10 protein-coding genes are annotated in these 16641 nt (G+C 68.3%); 8 read left to right on the top strand and 2 right to left on the bottom strand.

Annotated elements, in window-relative coordinates; translation table 11 throughout:
* Positions 1 to 155: 155 nt before the first annotated feature.
* The gene (locus MNR01_RS03795; protein WP_241919652.1) at positions 156 to 2852 is read left to right on the top strand and encodes a bifunctional acetate--CoA ligase family protein/GNAT family N-acetyltransferase; all 2697 of its coding nucleotides are present in this window, start codon (positions 156 to 158) and stop codon (positions 2850 to 2852) included.
* Between the two features lie 9 nt (positions 2853 to 2861).
* Here MNR01_RS03795 and MNR01_RS03790 read toward each other — a convergent pair whose 3' ends face one another.
* Complete coding sequence (locus MNR01_RS03790; RefSeq protein ID WP_241919651.1) at positions 2862 to 4259, bottom strand: GntP family permease; 1398 nt, start codon at positions 4257 to 4259, stop codon at positions 2862 to 2864.
* A 293-nt stretch (positions 4260 to 4552) separates the two neighbouring features.
* Between MNR01_RS03790 and MNR01_RS03785 the strand changes: the two genes are divergently transcribed.
* Together MNR01_RS03785 and MNR01_RS03780 are read left to right on the top strand one after the other, a co-directional pair.
* Positions 4553 to 6787, top strand: coding sequence for a TonB-dependent receptor (locus MNR01_RS03785; RefSeq protein WP_241919650.1), 2235 nt, complete (start codon positions 4553 to 4555; stop codon positions 6785 to 6787).
* Between the two features lie 94 nt (positions 6788 to 6881).
* Positions 6882 to 10220 (top strand): PAS-domain containing protein, encoded by a 3339-nt coding sequence (locus tag MNR01_RS03780; RefSeq protein WP_241919649.1) that lies wholly within the window; start codon positions 6882 to 6884, stop codon positions 10218 to 10220.
* A gap of 85 nt (positions 10221 to 10305) precedes the next feature.
* Here MNR01_RS03780 and MNR01_RS03775 read toward each other — a convergent pair whose 3' ends face one another.
* Positions 10306 to 10968 (bottom strand): response regulator transcription factor, encoded by a 663-nt coding sequence (locus MNR01_RS03775; protein WP_241919648.1) that lies wholly within the window; start codon positions 10966 to 10968, stop codon positions 10306 to 10308.
* Between the two features lie 96 nt (positions 10969 to 11064).
* On the opposite strand from MNR01_RS03775, the gene MNR01_RS03770 reads away from it, so the two are divergent.
* From MNR01_RS03770 to MNR01_RS03750, 5 genes are all read left to right on the top strand, one after another.
* Positions 11065 to 12894 carry a D-(-)-3-hydroxybutyrate oligomer hydrolase gene (locus MNR01_RS03770; protein ID WP_241919647.1) on the top strand — a complete coding sequence of 610 codons (1830 nt, stop codon included), beginning with the start codon at positions 11065 to 11067 and terminating at the stop codon, positions 12892 to 12894.
* Positions 12895 to 13010: 116 nt separating this feature from the next.
* Entirely contained in the window at positions 13011 to 13625 is a 615-nt protein-coding gene (locus MNR01_RS03765; protein WP_241919646.1) for a CDP-alcohol phosphatidyltransferase family protein, read from the top strand.
* A gap of 67 nt (positions 13626 to 13692) precedes the next feature.
* Positions 13693 to 14748, top strand: a complete 1056-nt coding sequence (phaE, locus tag MNR01_RS03760) for a class III poly(R)-hydroxyalkanoic acid synthase subunit PhaE (protein WP_241919645.1) — start codon at positions 13693 to 13695, stop codon at positions 14746 to 14748.
* A gap of 1 nt (position 14749) precedes the next feature.
* The gene (locus MNR01_RS03755) at positions 14750 to 15832 is read left to right on the top strand and encodes a class III poly(R)-hydroxyalkanoic acid synthase subunit PhaC (protein WP_241919644.1); all 1083 of its coding nucleotides are present in this window, start codon (positions 14750 to 14752) and stop codon (positions 15830 to 15832) included.
* A gap of 111 nt (positions 15833 to 15943) precedes the next feature.
* Entirely contained in the window at positions 15944 to 16636 is a 693-nt protein-coding gene (locus tag MNR01_RS03750; protein WP_241919643.1) for an SGNH/GDSL hydrolase family protein, read from the top strand.
* Positions 16637 to 16641: the final 5 nt, after the last annotated feature.

Raw genomic sequence — 16641 nt, 5'->3', positions numbered from 1 at the left:
GTTAGTGAAAATACTAACGCCATGGGGCGCCATTGAACAGCCGCCCGGCTATCGTAGGGAGCATGATGCGCCGCGCGGTGGGCGCGTGCGGTGGAGCGGGTCGGTCGCCAGCGAGCTGGCTCCTACAGCAGGTCCAGGAAGGCTTTCGGCTGCAGATGAGCACCTATCAACTCCAATCGGTCTTCAGCCCCAGGTCGGTCGCCGTGGTCGGTGGCAGTACGCGCGAGCAGTCGGCAGGCAGGGCGGTGCTGCGCAACCTGGTCGACGGCGGTTTTGCCGGCCAGATCGGACTGGTCAATCCGAACTTCGACGAGATCGAAGGCGTGGCTGCGGTTTCGCGGATCAAGGACCTGGCGTGGACGCCGGAACTGGTGGTGATCGCAGCGCCTCACTCGCTCGTGCCCAGGTTCGCCAGCGCCGCAGCGGCAAAGGGCGCATCCGCGGCCGTGGTGCTCAACACCGGCATGGGCCAGGGGGCACAGTCGCCGGCAGCGGAACTTGCCAGCGTCGCCCGCGCCGATGGCCTGCGCATCGTCGGTCCGAACTCGCTGGGCATTCTTGCGCCGCATGCGCGCCTCAATGCCAGCTTTGCCGGGCACGCGGCGCTGCCGGGCGACCTCGCCGTGATCTCGCAGTCGGCCGCGATTGCCGCGGCGCTGGTGGAGTGGGGCGCGCGTCGCTCGCTGGGCTTTTCTGCGGTGGCCTCGCTGGGCGATGCGCTCGACGTCGACTTCGCCGATCTGCTCGACTACTTCGCGCGCGACCGCTACACGCGGGCGATCCTGCTGTACGTCGAATCGATCCGCGACGCGCGCAAGTTCCTGTCGGCGGCGCGCGCGGCGGCGCGACTGAAGCCGGTCGTGGTGGTGAAGTCAGATCGCCATTCGCGACGCGCGACCGCGGTGCGCACGCATTCGGCCGCACTGGCGACGCCCGATGGGGTCTATGCCGCGGCCTTCCATCGCGCCGGCATGCTGCGCGTGAGCGCGCTCGATGAACTGTTCGCCGCCGCCGAGACCCTGGGGCGGACCCACACCTTCCCGGGCCGGCGCCTGGCGATCTTCGCCAACGGCCGCGGTACCGGCATGCTTGCCGCCGATCGCCTGGTCGACATGGGCGGCACGCGCGCCGGATTGTCCGACCAGACCGTGCAGCAGCTCGAGCCGGTCGCCTCGTCGGCCTGGCCGCGGACCAACCCGGTCGACATCAATGGCGATGCCGACCATGCCGCCTACACCGAAGCGATCGGCGCGTTGCTGGCCGACCCCGGCAACGATGCCGTGCTGGCACTCAATGTCCCCACGGCGCTGATCGGCGCCGACAGCCGTGCGCAGGCGTTGGCCGACGCGAAGGCGCTGGCGATGAAGGCCGGTGGCCGCAAACCCGTGTTCGCGGTCTGGCTGGGCAAGGACGAGAGCGCCACCGCCCGGCTCAATGCCGCGCGGATCCCGACCTACGCCACCGAGGCCGACGCCGTACGTGGCTTCATGTACCTGGTGCGCCATCGCGAGGCGCAGCAGGCGCTGATGGAGACGCCGCCGAGCATGCCCGACGACCTGGTGGTCGACACCGCCAATGCACGCGCGATCGTCGATGCCGCGCTGCAGTCGGGGAGGTCCTGGCTCGACCCGATGGAAGTCGCGCAGGTGTTGGCCGCGTACGGGATCGAGATCACCCCGACGTTGCCCGCGCGGGATGCGGACGAAGCCGTCCGCGTGGCCGCGCCGCTGCTGGCGGACGCAACGCCTGTCGCGGTCAAGATCCTGTCGCCCGACATCAGCCACAAGTCCGACGTCGACGGCGTGCGCCTGAACCTGTTCACCGCGCAGGCGGTGCGCGAGGCCGCCGACGCGATCCTGCAACGCGCGCGCGACGCGCGTCCGGATGCCCGCATCGAAGGTGTGACGATCCAGCCCATGGTCATACGACCGCGGGCACGCGAGCTGATCATTGGCATGGTCGACGACGACACTTTCGGGCCGGTGATCGTGTTCGGCCGCGGTGGCACCGCGGTCGAGGTGATCGACGACAAGGCATTGGCGTTGCCGCCGCTGGACCTGCGCCTGGCCCACGAGATGATCGGTCGCACCCGCGTGTCGCGCATCCTCAAGGGTTACCGCGACGTGCCCGCCGCCGACGAACGCGCGGTCGCGATGGCACTGGTGAAGCTGGCGCAGCTGGTCGCCGATATCCCGGAGATCCTCGAGGTCGACATCAATCCGCTGCTGGCAGACCGCGACGGCATCATCGCGGTCGACGCGCGCATCGGCGTGGCACCGTCGCGTACGTTGCACAAGGGACCTGGCCATCCGCGCTTTGCGATCCGCCCGTATCCGAAGGAGTGGGAGCGCACGCTCGAACTGTCCGATGGCAGTGCCGCCTTCCTGCGGCCGGTGCGGCCAGAGGACGACGAGCTCTTCCGCCGGTTCTTCACCAAGGTCACCGATGAAGACCTGCGACTGCGTTTCTTCCAGACGATCCGTCATTTCAGCCACGAGTTCATCGCCCAGCTGACCCAGCTCGACTACGCGCGCTCGATCGCGCTGGTGGCGATCGATCCGGACGACGGCGAGATGCTTGGCGCGGTTCGCCTGCACGCCGACGCCAACTACGACCATGGCGAGTACGGGATCCTGGTGCGCTCGGACCTGAAGGGCCAGGGCCTGGGCTGGCGGCTGATGCAGACGATCATCGAGTACGCGCGCTGGCTGGGCCTGCGCTCGATCGAAGGCGAGGTGCTGCAGGAAAACCGCACCATGCTCGACATGTGCCGGCGACTGGGGTTCACCACCACCGCCAATCCCGATGACCCGACGGTGGTGACGGTGTCGCTGCCGATCCAGCAGGCGTAGTGGCAGGGGCTACACCAGCCCGGTCGCGTAGAACGTCCCGATCACCACGAACACCGCCGCGGTCTTGATCAGCGTGATCGCGAAGATGTCCTTGTAGGCCTGGCGATGGCTCAGGCCGGTTACTGCAAGCAGGGTGATCACCGCACCGTTGTGGGGCAGGGTGTCCATGCCGCCCGAGGCCATCGCGGCGACACGATGCAGCACGTCCATCGGGATGCCGGCGGCATTGGCATTGGCGATGAACGTCTCGGCCATCGCCGCCAGGGCGATGCTCATGCCGCCCGATGCCGAGCCGGTGATGCCGGCCAGTGCGGTCACGGTGATGGCTTCGTTGACCAGCGGGTTGGGGATGGCGGCCAGCGCATTGGCCACGACCAGGAAGCCTGGCAGGGCGGCGATTACCGCACCGAAACCATACTCCGAGGCAGTGTTCATCGCCGCCAGCAACGCACCACCGATCGCCGACTTGCTGCCCTCGGCGAAGCTGGCCATCACTGGCTTCCATGCAAAGGCGAGCACGGCGAGGATGCCGACCAGCAACGCCCCCTGCACGGCCCAGATCGCCGCGACCTTGGACACTTCCTGCACCACCGGCGTGGCACTGCCGATCACCGCCGGGTCGAAGCTGTGTGCCTCGCCATAGAAGCGCGGGATGGCCACGGTCAGCAGCTTGTTGACCACGCCGACGAGCACCAGCGGCAGGATTGCGATCAACGGGTGGGCCAGCGTTCCGCCGGCAAACGGTGCCGGCTCGTTGACCAGCTGGTCGCCGTAGCCTTCCCCGGCAGCCAGCGCCGCACGACGCCGCCAGTCCAGATAGAACAGGCCGACGACGAGGATGAAGACGCCGCCAATGGTGCCCAGCCACGGCGCCGCCCAGGTGTTGGTGCCGAAGAACGTGGTCGGGATGATGTTCTGGATCTGCGGCGTGCCCGGCAGTGCATCCATGGTGAAAGTGAAGGCACCCAGCGCGATCGTGCCGGGGATCAGGCGCTTGGGGATGTCGCTCTGGCGGAACAGTTCGGCGGCAAACGGGTACACCGCGAACACCACCACGAACAGCGACACGCCGCCGTAGGTCAGCAGCGCGCACACCACCACGATCGACAGCATCGCCCGGCCGGCACCGAACAGGCGGATGGTCGCGGCCACTATCGCCTTGGAGAATCCCGACAACTCGATCAGCTTGCCGAAAACCGCGCCGAGCAGGAACACCGGGAAGTACAGCTTGAGGAAGCCGACCATCTTGTCCATGAACAAGCCGGTGAACATCGGCGCGACCAGGGACGGGTCGGTCAACAGCACCGCGCCGAGCGCGGCCACTGGCGCGAACAGGATCACGCTGTAGCCGCGGTAGGCCACGAACATCAGAAAGCACAGCGCGGCCAGCACGATCAGAAATGCCATGTACGTCCCCGGTACGGAATTTGGATTCGTCATCCCCGCGTGGGCGGGGATCCATGGACGTTGAGTACTGAAGGCCCTGGATTCCCGCCTTCGCGGGACTGACGAACTAGTGCAGATGTCGACAGAGTCTCTGCGCGGGCGGCCCCGACCGGCATTGTCCGAAGGTACAGCAGCGCCGGCAGGCGCACGGTCCTAGGCTTGCCAGCATGACGGGGGAGGGCCCGTCGGTCATTTCGCTTCCGGCACCCGCCGGGCCGCGGCCAACGATTTGGGACTGGGGAGAGAGCGTCACCATGAATCGCAGCAACAGAAGCAGCCTGAGCATCGCCATTGCCTTCGCCTTGCTGGCGCCGGCCGCCTTCGCCCAGGAAACGACCGCCGCTCCGACCGGCGAAGCGCAGGCCACCACGCTCGGTGGCGTCACCGTTACCGCGCGCAAGCGTGAGGAGACGCTGCAGGAAGTCCCGGTCGCAGTCACCGCATTCACCGCCGACGCGCTCGACAAGCTCAACATCGAGGACCTCAGCGATCTGGACGGCCAGGTGCCCAACCTGACCATCTACGCCGCCCGCGGCTCCAGCAGCACGATCACCGCCTACATCCGCGGCGTCGGCCAGTCCGATCCGCTGTGGGGCGTCGATCCGGGCGTGGGCATGTACATGGACGATGTCTACATCGCCCGCCCGCAGGGCGCGCTGCTGGACGTATTCGACGTCGAACGCATCGAAGTTCTGCGCGGCCCGCAGGGCACGCTGTACGGCAAGAACACCATTGGCGGTGCGATCAAGTACATCTCGCGCGGACTGCCGGTCGCTCCGGAAGGCCAGGTGTCGGTCACCGTCGGCAACTACAACCAGCTCGACGTGAAGGCCTCGCTCGGCGCGTCCGTCGGCGACGGCGCGCTGCGTGGCCGCATCGCGCTGGGCAGCTTCAACCGCGAGGGTTACGGCGACAACCTGTTCAGTGGCCAGGAAGTCAGCGACAAGGAAATCCTGGCGATGCGCGGCCAGCTCGGCGCCTACATCAGCGACGACCTCAATGTGCAGTTCGCCTACGACTGGATGGACGACCAGTCCGGCGTGCGCGGCGCCAGGATGCTGGCGCCCAACCGCTTCGCCCCGGGCTTCCTGCCGCTGGACAGCCGCTACGACATCCGCAGTGGCATGCCCAACGTCAATGACACCTCGATGAAGGGCGCCTCGGCCACGGTCAACTGGCGCATCAACGAGGACTGGGGGTTCAAGTACATCCTGGCCAAGCGCGAGTCCGACACCGAGACCAACATCGACTTCGACACCTTGCCCAACAAGGTCGCCGACGTGAAGGCGTTCTACGCCGACGAGCAGGTCACCAATGAATTGCAGGTCAACTACGACGCCGGCGGCCGCTCGCGTGGCGTGATCGGCTTCTACTCCTTCGACGGCGAGGCCGGTGGCCAGGTCCTCAACAACTTCTTCAACCTGTCCTTCGGCGATACCCAGGGCACGGTCTACACCGATGCGCTGGCGCTGTACGCGGACTGGACGTTCGACCTGACCGAAAGGCTCAAGCTCGACCTGGGCGCGCGCTACACCGACGAGAAGAAGCATGCGGTGGTGCTCAACCGCTGCTACACCGATGCCACCTTCTCGACGCTGGCGGCGCGCTGCGCGGCCAACAACCCGACCCCGATCGCGGCCAACTTCGACAAGCGCATCGGCTTTGAGAACACCTCGCCGAAGATCTCGCTCGATTACCAGGTCACGCCGGACATCATGGTCTACGGCCTGGCGTCGCGCGGCTTCAAGTCGGGCGGTTTCAACATCCGCGCCCAGGCCACGGCGGTGCCGCGTTCGGCGGAGCCGTTCGATGACGAGTCGGTCGACAGCTTCGAAATCGGCAGCAAGATGGCGTTCCTGGAGCAGACGCTGTTCCTGAACCTGGCTGCGTTCCACAACAAGTACGAGGACATCCAGCTGTCGGTGTTCACCTCCTACGACAGCAACGGCGATGGCACCAACGATGCGTTCTTCGGCGATTTCACCAACGCCGGCAAGGGCACCGTGCAGGGCGTGGAAGTCGAATACCAGTGGCTGCCGACGCAGAACTGGCTGATCAGCGGCAACCTGGCGTGGCTCGATGCCCAGTACGACGAGTTCATGTACGCCGGCGTCAACATCGCCGACGAGCAGGAGTTCACCAATGCTCCGGACTTCTCCGGTGCGCTCAACGTCGAGTACCGCACGGATCTGTCCAACGGCGGCAACCTGTCGGCGCGCCTGGGTTACAGCTACCAGAGTGAAGTGGTCGCGACCACGGAGATCGTCCGCACCGGTGCCCAGCCGATCACCCAGGACGGTTACGGCCTGGTCAATGCCGGCGTGATCTGGCGCATCGACGATGCCTGGTCGCTGTCGCTGCAGGGCACCAACCTGGCCGACAAGGAGTACCGTACCACCGGTTACAACCTCAACGCCGCGCTGGGCGTGCTGACCGGCTTCTACGGTGCGCCGCGCCAGTACACGCTGTCGGCGCGGTACGACTTCTGACGCCGTGCGAGCCCCTCTCCCGCCTGCGGGAGAGGGGTTGGGGTGAGGCGCCCCAGCTCGGCTATCCTCCCGTGATGCACCTCGCCGCCACCCCATGCTGAGCTTCACCGCGGTCGCCCTGGCCAGCCTGGCCTGGCTGGCGCTGATGTTCGGCACGGCGCTCTACGCCGAGCGCCGGCCCACCGTGCTGGCGCGGCACTGGGGTCATGTCTACGCGCTGTCGCTGGCGGTGCACTGCACCTCGTGGACTTTCTACGGGACCGTCACCCAGGCCGCGCGCTACGGGTGGCCGCTGCCGCCGACCTTCCTTGGTGCGATCGTGCTGTACGCGGTCGCCATCGCTTTCATGATCCGGCTGGTGCAGCTGGCGCGGGAAACCAACGCGACCTCGCTGGCCGACCTCATTGCCACGCGCCTGGGCAAGGACGCGTGGCTCGCCGCCACCGTCACCCTGGTCGCGGCGCTGGGGCTGATCCCCTACATCGCCCTGCAGCTCAAGGCCGTGGCGATGAGCTTCGCCATGCTGACCACGCACAGCGGTGAAATCGCGCCGACGCCGGCGTGGCAGGACAGTGCGCTGTACGTGGCATTGGCGATGGCCTTGTTCGCGATGCTGTTCGGCACGCGCCGCGCCAGCGCCGCCGAGCACAACCGCGGCCTGGTCCTGGCGATGGCGTTCGAGTCGGTCTTCAAGCTGGCGGCGATGCTGGCGCTGGGGCTGTTTGTCTGGTGGGGGCTGGGCGACCTGCCCATTGCGCCGGCGATGGCGCCGCCGTCGCGTTCGGCCGACGGTTTCGCGCCGCTGGTGCTGCTGGGCGCACTGGCGATGTTCATCCTGCCGCACCAGTTCCACGTTGGCGTGGTCGAGTGCCGCGACGAACGCGACGTGCGCACGGCGCGCTGGCAGTTCCCGCTGTACCTGGTGCTGATCGCGCTGCCGGTGCTGCCGTTGGCCAAGGCGGGGCAGGCGATGCTCGGCGGCAGCGGCGTGCCATCGGACCTGTACGTTCTCGCGCTGCCGCTGGCGCAGGGGCACGAGGGCCTGGCACTGTTCGCCTTCCTCGGCGGCCTCAGCGCGGCGACCGGCATGGTCGTGGTCAGCACCCTCACGCTCAGCCTGATGATCGGCAACCACTGGTTCGCGCCCGGCCTGCTGCGCGGTTCGTGGTCGCGCAACGACGGCAGCGACCTGCGTGGCAGCGTGCTGGCGCTGCGCCGCGCCGGCATCGTCGTGATCATGCTGCTGGCCTGGGCCTACAGCCGCCTGATCGCCGGCAACGACGCGCTGGCTGACGTGGGCGCGGTGTCGTTCTCGGCGCTGGCGACGCTGGTGCCGGCGCTGTGCTTCGCAGTGTGGCGGCCGCAGACGCCGGCGCGCGCCGCGGTGATAGGCATTGCCGGCGGCTTCGCTGCCTGGGCCTGGGTGCAGCTGCTGCCGATGGCGATGGAGATCCGCGGGGCGACGGCACCGTGGCTCGACAACGGCCCGTTCGGCCTGCACTGGCTGGCGCCGGATGCTTTGTTTGGCTTGACCGGCTGGAGCCGGCTCGGGCGTGCTGTCGGTGCAAGTCTGTTCGTCGGCACGCTCGCCACCGTACTGGCAGCGTTGTGGCGCCGCGAGGCGCCGCACCGCGCCCATCGTGGCCTCGACGTCAAGACGCTGCGCAATGCAGGCCTGCGTTTCCTGCCGCGCGAGCGCGTGCAGCAGTTGCTGCAGGGCGTGCCCGCCGGCGAGCCGGTGGCCGCTCCGATCGAAGAGCGGATCGAGCGCGAACTGGCGGCCGTGCTGGGTTCGGCGTCGGCGCGGGTGCTGCTGGATGCGGCGCGGCGCGCAGCGAGCGGGCACGAGCTCGACGCCGTCGCGGCGATCGTCGGCGAGGCCTCCGCCGACCTGCGTTTCAACCAGCGCGTGCTCGAGGCGGCGCTGCAGAACATGAGCCAGGGCATCAGCGTGGTCGATGCGCAGTTGCGCCTGGTCGCGTGGAACCGGCGCTATGTCGAGTTGTTCGGGTTCCCGCCGGAACTGCTGCAGGTCGGCAGGCCGATCGCCGAGCTGTCGCGCTGGGCCCTGCAGCGAATGCCGCCGCAAGGCGATCTCGAACGCGCCCTCGAGCGGCGCCTGAGTTTCATGCGCGCGGGCACCGCGCACCTGTCCGAACGCGTCCTCGCCGACGGCAGCATCATCGAGATCCGCGGCAACCCGATGCCTGGCGGCGGCTTCGTCGCGACCTTCACCGACGTGACCGCGTTCCGCCGCGCCGAGGCCGGCCTGATCATGGCCAACGAGACGCTGGAACAACGTGTCGTCGAGCGCACCACCGACCTGGAAGTGGCCAAGCGCGACGCCGAGCGCGCCAACGAAGCCAAGAGCCGCTTCCTCGCCGCGATCGGCCACGACCTGATGCAGCCGTTGCATGCCGCGCAACTGTTCACCGATGCGCTGTCGCAGCAGCTGCACGAGCCGCGCCAGCGCGAAACCGTGGCGCAGATCGGCGGCGCGCTGGATTCGACCAGTGACCTGCTCACCGGCCTGCTCGACATGTCGCGCCTGGAGGCCGGCGGCCTGGTTCCGCAGCCGCGTCCGTTCCCGCTGGCCGAGGTACTGGAACCGCTGGCATCGGAGTTCCGCGCGATCTCGGCTTCGCGTGGCCTCGAGTTTGGCTTCATTGCCAGTCGTGCCTGGGCGCACACCGACCCGCAGCTACTGCGCCGGGTCCTGCAGAACTTCCTTGCCAATGCCGTGCGATACACCGAGCGCGGCGGGGTGGTGCTGGGCGTGCGACGCGACGGCGACGGCTTGCGCATCGAAGTGCACGACAGTGGCCCCGGCATCGCCGCGGGCCAGCAGGCGGCGATCTTCGAGGAGTTCCGACGTGGAGAAGACGCACCGGGGCAGGGCCTGGGGCTGGGCCTGTCGATCGCCGAACGCATCGCGCAGTTGCTCGATGCGCCGCTGGGACTTCGCAGTCGGCTTGGCCAGGGCACGGTGTTCTCGGTACGGGTGCACAGTGCGCCTCGACCGCTGCTGACGTCATCGGCGCCCAACGTCGATGCCGCATTGCGCGTGCTGGCGGTCGACAACGACGCACAGGCGATGTCCGCCTTGGCCGCCGTGCTGCGGGGCTGGGGCTTCGACGTCGTCACCGCGCGCAATGGCGCCGAGGCCGAGGCAGCGCTGCAGCGCATGCCGGCCTCGCTGTGGCTGTTCGACTACCACCTCGATGACGGCGACACCGGGGTGGCGTTGGCCGAGCGCCTGGAGCATTGCTTTGGCGCGCGGCCGACGTTGATCCTCAGCGCCGATCGCGGTGAAGTCGTGCGTCGCGCGGTCGAAGAGGCAGGGCTGTCGCTGCTGGCCAAACCGGTGAAGCCGCTGGCATTGAAGTCGGTGCTCGACCGCGCACTTGCTGCTCGCGAAGTGGCGTTGTCCTGAGAGCCCCCGGGTGCGCTGCGCTTACCCGGGCTACCCAGCCAGGTAGCCCGGGTAAGCGCAGCGCACCCGGGAAAGCCGCCACGTCTCAGGCCATCTGCCGCGCCGGATCCGACAATTCCAGTTCGCGCAGCACCACGCTGGCCTGGGTGCGGTTGCGCACGCCAAGCCGCTCGAAGATCGCCGACAAGTGGGCTTTCACCGTCCGCTCCTGCACGACCAGGCGGTCGGCGATCTGCTTGTTGAGCAGGCCCTGCGCCACCAGCGTCAGCACCCTGAACTGCTGCGGCGACAGGCTCGCCAGGCGCGCCGCCAGGTCGGCATCGCCACTGTCGCTCTGCGTGCGCGCAACCGCTGCGCGCAGCGTCGCCGGCAGCCATTGCTCGCAGGCGAGGACGGCACGGATGGCGTCGCGCAGTTCGTCCAGGCCGGCGCTCTTGGGCAGGTAACCGGCGGCGCCATGGTCGAGTGCGCGCCGCACCACGCGCGGGTCGTCGTTGGCCGAGACCACCACCACCGCCACGCCCGGGTGCTGGGCGCGGATCGCGGCCAGTCCAGCCAGGCCATGGTTGCCTGGCATGTGCAGGTCGAGCAGCACCAGGTCGACCCCGGAATCGGCGTCGAGCGCCGCCAGCACGGCGTCCAGGTGGCCCGCTTCGAGGATCTCGGCACCGCTTACGGCTTCCAGTGCCGCCTGCCGCAATGCGGCGCGGAACAGCGGATGGTCGTCGGCGATCAGCAGGGTCGGCATTGCCGATAGCCTAGCAAGTGCACGCACCTGCGTGTCGGCCCATGCTTGGTACGAAAGTACGATGGGCACCGCGGCTGGCCTTGCTAGTCTGCGACGATGACCACGCGACCCGTCCGAACCGTCCTCGCCGGCGCCACGCTCGCCCTGGCCGCCATTTCCCTGATGGCCTGCTCCACGTCCACCCCGCGCAGCAAGACGGAGGCCGCGCCGATGTTCTCCGCATTGCGCATGACCGAACATCGCGGCAGCGACGATCTGCTCAGCGCCGGCCTCGGCCTGTCGGGGCTGCGCGCGATGGCACCGCCCGCGCTTGGCGATGTCGGGGACCCCACGCCCGCCGAACTGCGCCGTCGTGCGCTGTGGAGCAACTGGCGCGGCATCGCCGACCTCGCGCCGGGCGGTGGTTACGGAGAGCTCTACGGCAGCGTGGCCAGCGTGCCGGGCCGCGAGTACAGCGCGTTCGCGACCGTGCCCGGTGCGAACTCGCCGCACCGCGTGCTGGTGCAGGTGCCCGATGGATTCGACACCGGCAAGCGCTGCCTGGTGGTGACGGCGTCGTCGGGTTCGCGCGGCATCTATGGCGCAATTGCCGTCGCCGGAGCGTGGGGCCTGCCCAAGGGCTGCGCGGTGGCCTACACCGACAAGGGCGCCGGCACCGACTATTTCGATCTCGACGCGGGGCAGGGTGCCCGCGCCGATGGCACCGTCGGCGCACGCGGCGACGGCCTGGCCTTCGAGCCGGTGACGTCGGCATCGACCGGCGTGGCATTCAAGCACGCACATTCGCGCGACAACCCCGAGGCCGACTGGGGCCGGCACGTCAAGCAGGCGGCGCAGTTTGCACTGCAATCGCTCGACAGCGCCTTCCCGCAGGCCGCGCCCTTCACCTTCGACAACACGCGTGTCATCGCCGTCGGCATCTCCAATGGCGGCGGCGCGGTATTGCGCGCGGCCGAGCTCGACGGCGACTGGCTCGATGCGGTCGTTGCCGGCGAACCCAACGTCTACGCGCAAGGCGGTGGCAGTCGTCCCCTGTACGACTTCACCACCGAGGCGGCACTGCTGATGCCGTGCGCGCTGCTGCACATGCAGAACCTGCCGCAGCCACCGTTGACGGCGCAGGTCGCGCCGCTGTGGACGCAGCGCTGCGCCGCACTCAAGGAAAGCGGACTGATCGAGGGCGGCGACACTGCAGCGCAGGCCAAATCCGCCTACGACATGCTCAAGTCCCATGGCTGGACCGACGAGGCCCTGCGCGCAGGTGCACTGTCTGTCGGCTTCGATCTGTGGCGCGCGGTCGCGGTGACCTACGCGTCGGCCTACGGCCGCTACGGAGTCGGAGAGCTGCCCTGCGGCAACGGCTACGGCGCGCTCAATGCCGATTTCAGCTCGCGCGCCGCGACCGCTGCCGAGCGCGCTGCGTGGTGGTCGGACGCCAGCGGCATCCCGCCGGGTGCGGGCGTCAACCTGCTCGAATCCAATCCGAAGGCGCCGCTGGTGACGCTGCAGTGCCTGCGGGCCCTGTGGACGGGCGACTCCGCCGATGCGCAGCGCGTGCGCAAGGGCATCGCCGCAACCCAGGCCGGCCTGCCGCGCAAGGGCCTGCCGGTGGTGGTCATCCATGGCAGCGACGACGGCCTGGTGCCGCCGGCATTCACCAGCGCGCCCTACGTGAAGCAGGCACAGGCCGCCGGCCGCGACGTGCGCTACTGGCAGGTGCGCAATGCCCAGCACTTCGACGCGTTCCTCGGTCTGCCCGACTACGGCGCGCGCTACCTGCCGCTGTTGCCGTACGTCTACGCGGCGCTGGACCGGGTCAGCGCGCAGCTGGACGGCAATGGCGCACTGCCGGTCGATGCCGTGATCGCCACGACGCCACGTGCCGGCAAGCCGCTGGAGGCCGCGAACCTGGCCATACCGCGCTGAGGCGGCCTCGCCGCCGCAACCGGGGAGCGGGGAATCCAACAAGGCTCTTGCCGCCTTAACGTCCGATTTGGCACGCTGGCAGGCCTTGATGGATCTTGATGGATCAGGAGCGCCGCATGTCGCGCCACTTTTCAATGCTGCGCGAGTTCCACCTCGCGGACTGGTTCACGCTGGCCAATGCCTTCTGCGGCACGGGCGCGATCTTCGCTGCGATGCGCTTCCTGCAGGAGGGCGGCGTTCGCGACCTGCTGATCGGCATGGCGCTGATCCCGCTGGCCTTCATCTTCGACGCGCTCGACGGCCGCGTTGCGCGCTGGCGCAATTCCGCCTCGACCCTCGGCCGTGAACTCGATTCGCTTGCCGACGTGATCTCCTTCGGCGTCGCCCCGGCGGCGCTGGCCTACGCCTGCGGGTTGCAGGGCGGCTGGGACTGGGTGGTGCTCAGTTACTTCGTCGGCTGCGGCGTGAGCCGACTGGCGCGCTACAACGTCACCGCCGAGCAACTGTCCGGCGGCGGCGACAAGGTCAAGTTCTTCGAAGGCACGCCGATTCCGACCAGCCTGGCGCTGGTGGTGGTGCTGGCCGTGGCCGCCTGGCAGGGCGCCATCGGGCCCGACCTGTGGCTGGGCATGATCAAGCTCGGGCCGTGGCAGTTCCATCCGCTGGTGCTGATCTTCGCCCTGTCGGGATCGCTGATGATCAGCAAGACCTTGCGGATCCCAAAGCCCTGACAGCGTCCCCGTCGCGGCCGTGCAACATGACCCTTGCTAACATGGCCGGGATCATGCGGAGGCGGCGATGAAGCAGGACGATTTCGAGGCGTGGACGCGGCAGTACTGGAACGCCTGGGGTGACACCCTGCGTTCGGCGACGACGCCTGAGGCGCCGGGCCTGCCAGGCTGGAACGACGCCATGAACTGGTGGTCGCAGCTGGCCAGGGGCGGGATGCCGCAGGGCGATGAAGCCGTGTCGCGTTTCAACACCCAGGCCCAAGGGTGGTTCGGGCAGATGCAGCAGCTGGCGGCGCAGTTCGCCGGTCGCCCCGCCAACGCCGCCGACATCACCGCCGCCTGGAAGCAGGCGCTCGGCGGCGATGGCGCCAATCCGTTCGCGCACATGCTGGGCATGATGCCCGGCAGTGCCAGCACCGATCCCTCGCAGTGGTTCGAACAGGCCGCGCCGTGGCTGCAGAAGGTGCAGCGCGATGGCCGCTCGTGGCTGGGCCTTCCCGCGTTCGGCTTCGCCCGCGAGCACCAGGAGCGCTGGCAGCACCTGATGCAGGCGCAGGTCGACCTGCAGCAGCAAAGCCAGGCCTACCAGACCTTGCTGGGTGAAGCCGGCCAGGACGCCTTCGTGCGCTTCGAGCGCAAGCTTGGCGAACGCAGCGCGCCGGGCCGCCAGCTCGAGTCGGTGCGGGCGCTGTTCGACTTGTGGATCGATGCGGCGGAAGAGGCCTATGCCGATATCGCGCTGTCGCCGCGCTTCCGCGATGCCTATGCCGCCCTGGTCAATGCACAGATGACGCTGCGCGGCCGCCAGCAGACGATCGTCGAGCAGGCCAGCGCGCAGATGGGCATGCCGACACGAACCGAGCTGGACTCGGCACACCGCAAGATCGTGCAGCTCGAGCGCGAACTGCGGCGCCTGCGCGACGCCGTCGAAGGGGCTGCCACGCGCGCCGGTCGAAGCGAAGGGACTGCGTCGAGGCAGCGTGCGGAGCCTGCACCGGCGCCTGCACCGAAGCCAGCACCAAAGCCCGCGGCAAAGGCGCGCAAGGCTGCGCCGGCCAGGTCTGCCGCCAAGCCTGCTGCAAAGCCCGCCGCCAAGCCCGCCAAGACCAAGGGGAAGCGCTGACATGGACGGATTCGGTCAAGGCCCGCTCGGCTTCACGCCGCAGTCGCTGGCGGAAGAGTCGCTGCGTTTCCAGGCCAAGTTGCGCGCCGGCCTGGAAACCCTGCACCAGGTCCACGACGTCGACTACGGCGCAACCGCGCGCGAGGAAGTCTGGCGCGACGGCAAGGTCGTTCTGTATCGCTTCCGCGGCGATCGCGCACCGACGGCGAAGGTCCCGCTGCTGATCGTCTACGCCCTGGTCAACCGGCCCTACATGGTCGACCTGCAGGAGGACAAGTCGCTCGTGCGCGGCCTGCTTGAGCGCGGCGAAGACGTCTACGTCCTCGACTGGGGCTATCCGGACCGCTCCGACCGCTATCTCGAGCTGGACGACTACATCCAGCGTTATATCGGCGGTGCCATCGATCACCTGCGTCGCGAGTACCGCCTCGATGCGGTCAACCTGCTCGGTATCTGCCAGGGCGGGGCGTTCTCGTTGTGCCATGCCGCGCTCAACCCGCACAAGGTGCGCAACCTGATCACGATGGTCACGCCGGTCGATTTCCACACCAGCGACAACATGCTGGGCAACTGGACGCGCGGCCTCGACATCGATCTGTTCATCGACACGCTGGGCAACGTCCCGGCCGATGTCATGAACTGGTGCTACCTCACGCTCAAGCCGTGGCGCCTGTTCGTGCAGAAGTACGTCGGGCTGGTCGACGTGCTCGACGACCGCAAGGCGCTGGAGGACTTCCTGCGCATGGAGAAATGGATCTTCGATTCGCCCGACCAGGCCGGTGAGGCATTCCGCCAGTTCTGCAAGCAGTTCTACCAGGGAAACGGCTTCGTCAAGGGCGGCATCGACATCGGCGGGCGCCCGGTTGATCTGCGCAATGTCGACATGCCGGTGCTCAACATCTACGCCGAGCAGGACCACCTGGTGCCACCGTCGTCGTCGAAGGTGCTGGCCGGCCTGGTCGGCAGCGAGGACTACAGCGAAGTGTCGTTCAAGGGTGGGCACATCGGCATCTACGTCTCCAGCCGTGCGCAACGCGAAGTGCCTGCGGCAATCCACGACTGGCTCGCCGCGCGCTCGCGTTGAGCCGATCGCGCCGGCGGTTCGCGCCGGCGGTTTTGTAGAATGGCGGAGCAATCGACAGATCGTCGCATTGGCCTCATGGCACAGTCAGCAACCCCACCTGACACTGCCCAGATGCCCAAGTTCGTACTGCTCCTCTGCCTCGTGCTGCTGACCGCCTGCGCATCCAATCCGACGCCGCCTGCCGCTGTCCCTGCTGCGCAGTCGCAGGACTCGACCAGGTTCGAGCCCGACATCGTTGCCTTCGAACAGGCCGACAGTGTCGTCCGTCGCCGGCCCGGCGGCGTGGTGTTTGTCGGCAGTTCCTCGATCCGCCTGTGGAGCAGCCTGGGCGACGATTTCCCCGGGGCGGCGCCGATCAACCGCGGCTTCGGCGGTTCGCGCCTGCGCGACACGACCTTCTACGCCCAGCGCATCGTGATCCCGTACCAGCCGCGCGCAGTGGTCGTGTACGCCGGTGACAACGACCTCGCCGAAGGCCGCACGCCGCAGCAGGTGCGCGACGACTTCGCCGCGCTGGTCAGCAATCTGCGGGCCCAGTTGCCGCAGGCGCGGATCGCCTTCATCTCGATCAAGCCCAGTCCGGCGCGGGAAGCCCTGATGGGCCGAATGCGTGAGGCCAATGCGCTGGTGCGCGATTACGCGCGAGGCCAGCAGGGCGTCGACTTTCTGGACGTGGCCACGCCGATGCTGGACGCCGACGGCCAGCCGCGCAGCGAGCTCTTCCTCGACGATCACCTGCACATGAACCAGAACGGCTATGCCATCTGGACCGATGTGGTGGGGAAATGGCTGGATAGGTTGTAATGGCG

Source organism: Lysobacter sp. S4-A87 (genome assembly GCF_022637455.1).
Lineage (GTDB): Bacteria > Pseudomonadota > Gammaproteobacteria > Xanthomonadales > Xanthomonadaceae > Lysobacter_J.
Note: the sequence above shows the minus strand (reverse complement) of the source record. Positions and strands in the feature narration are given on the sequence as shown.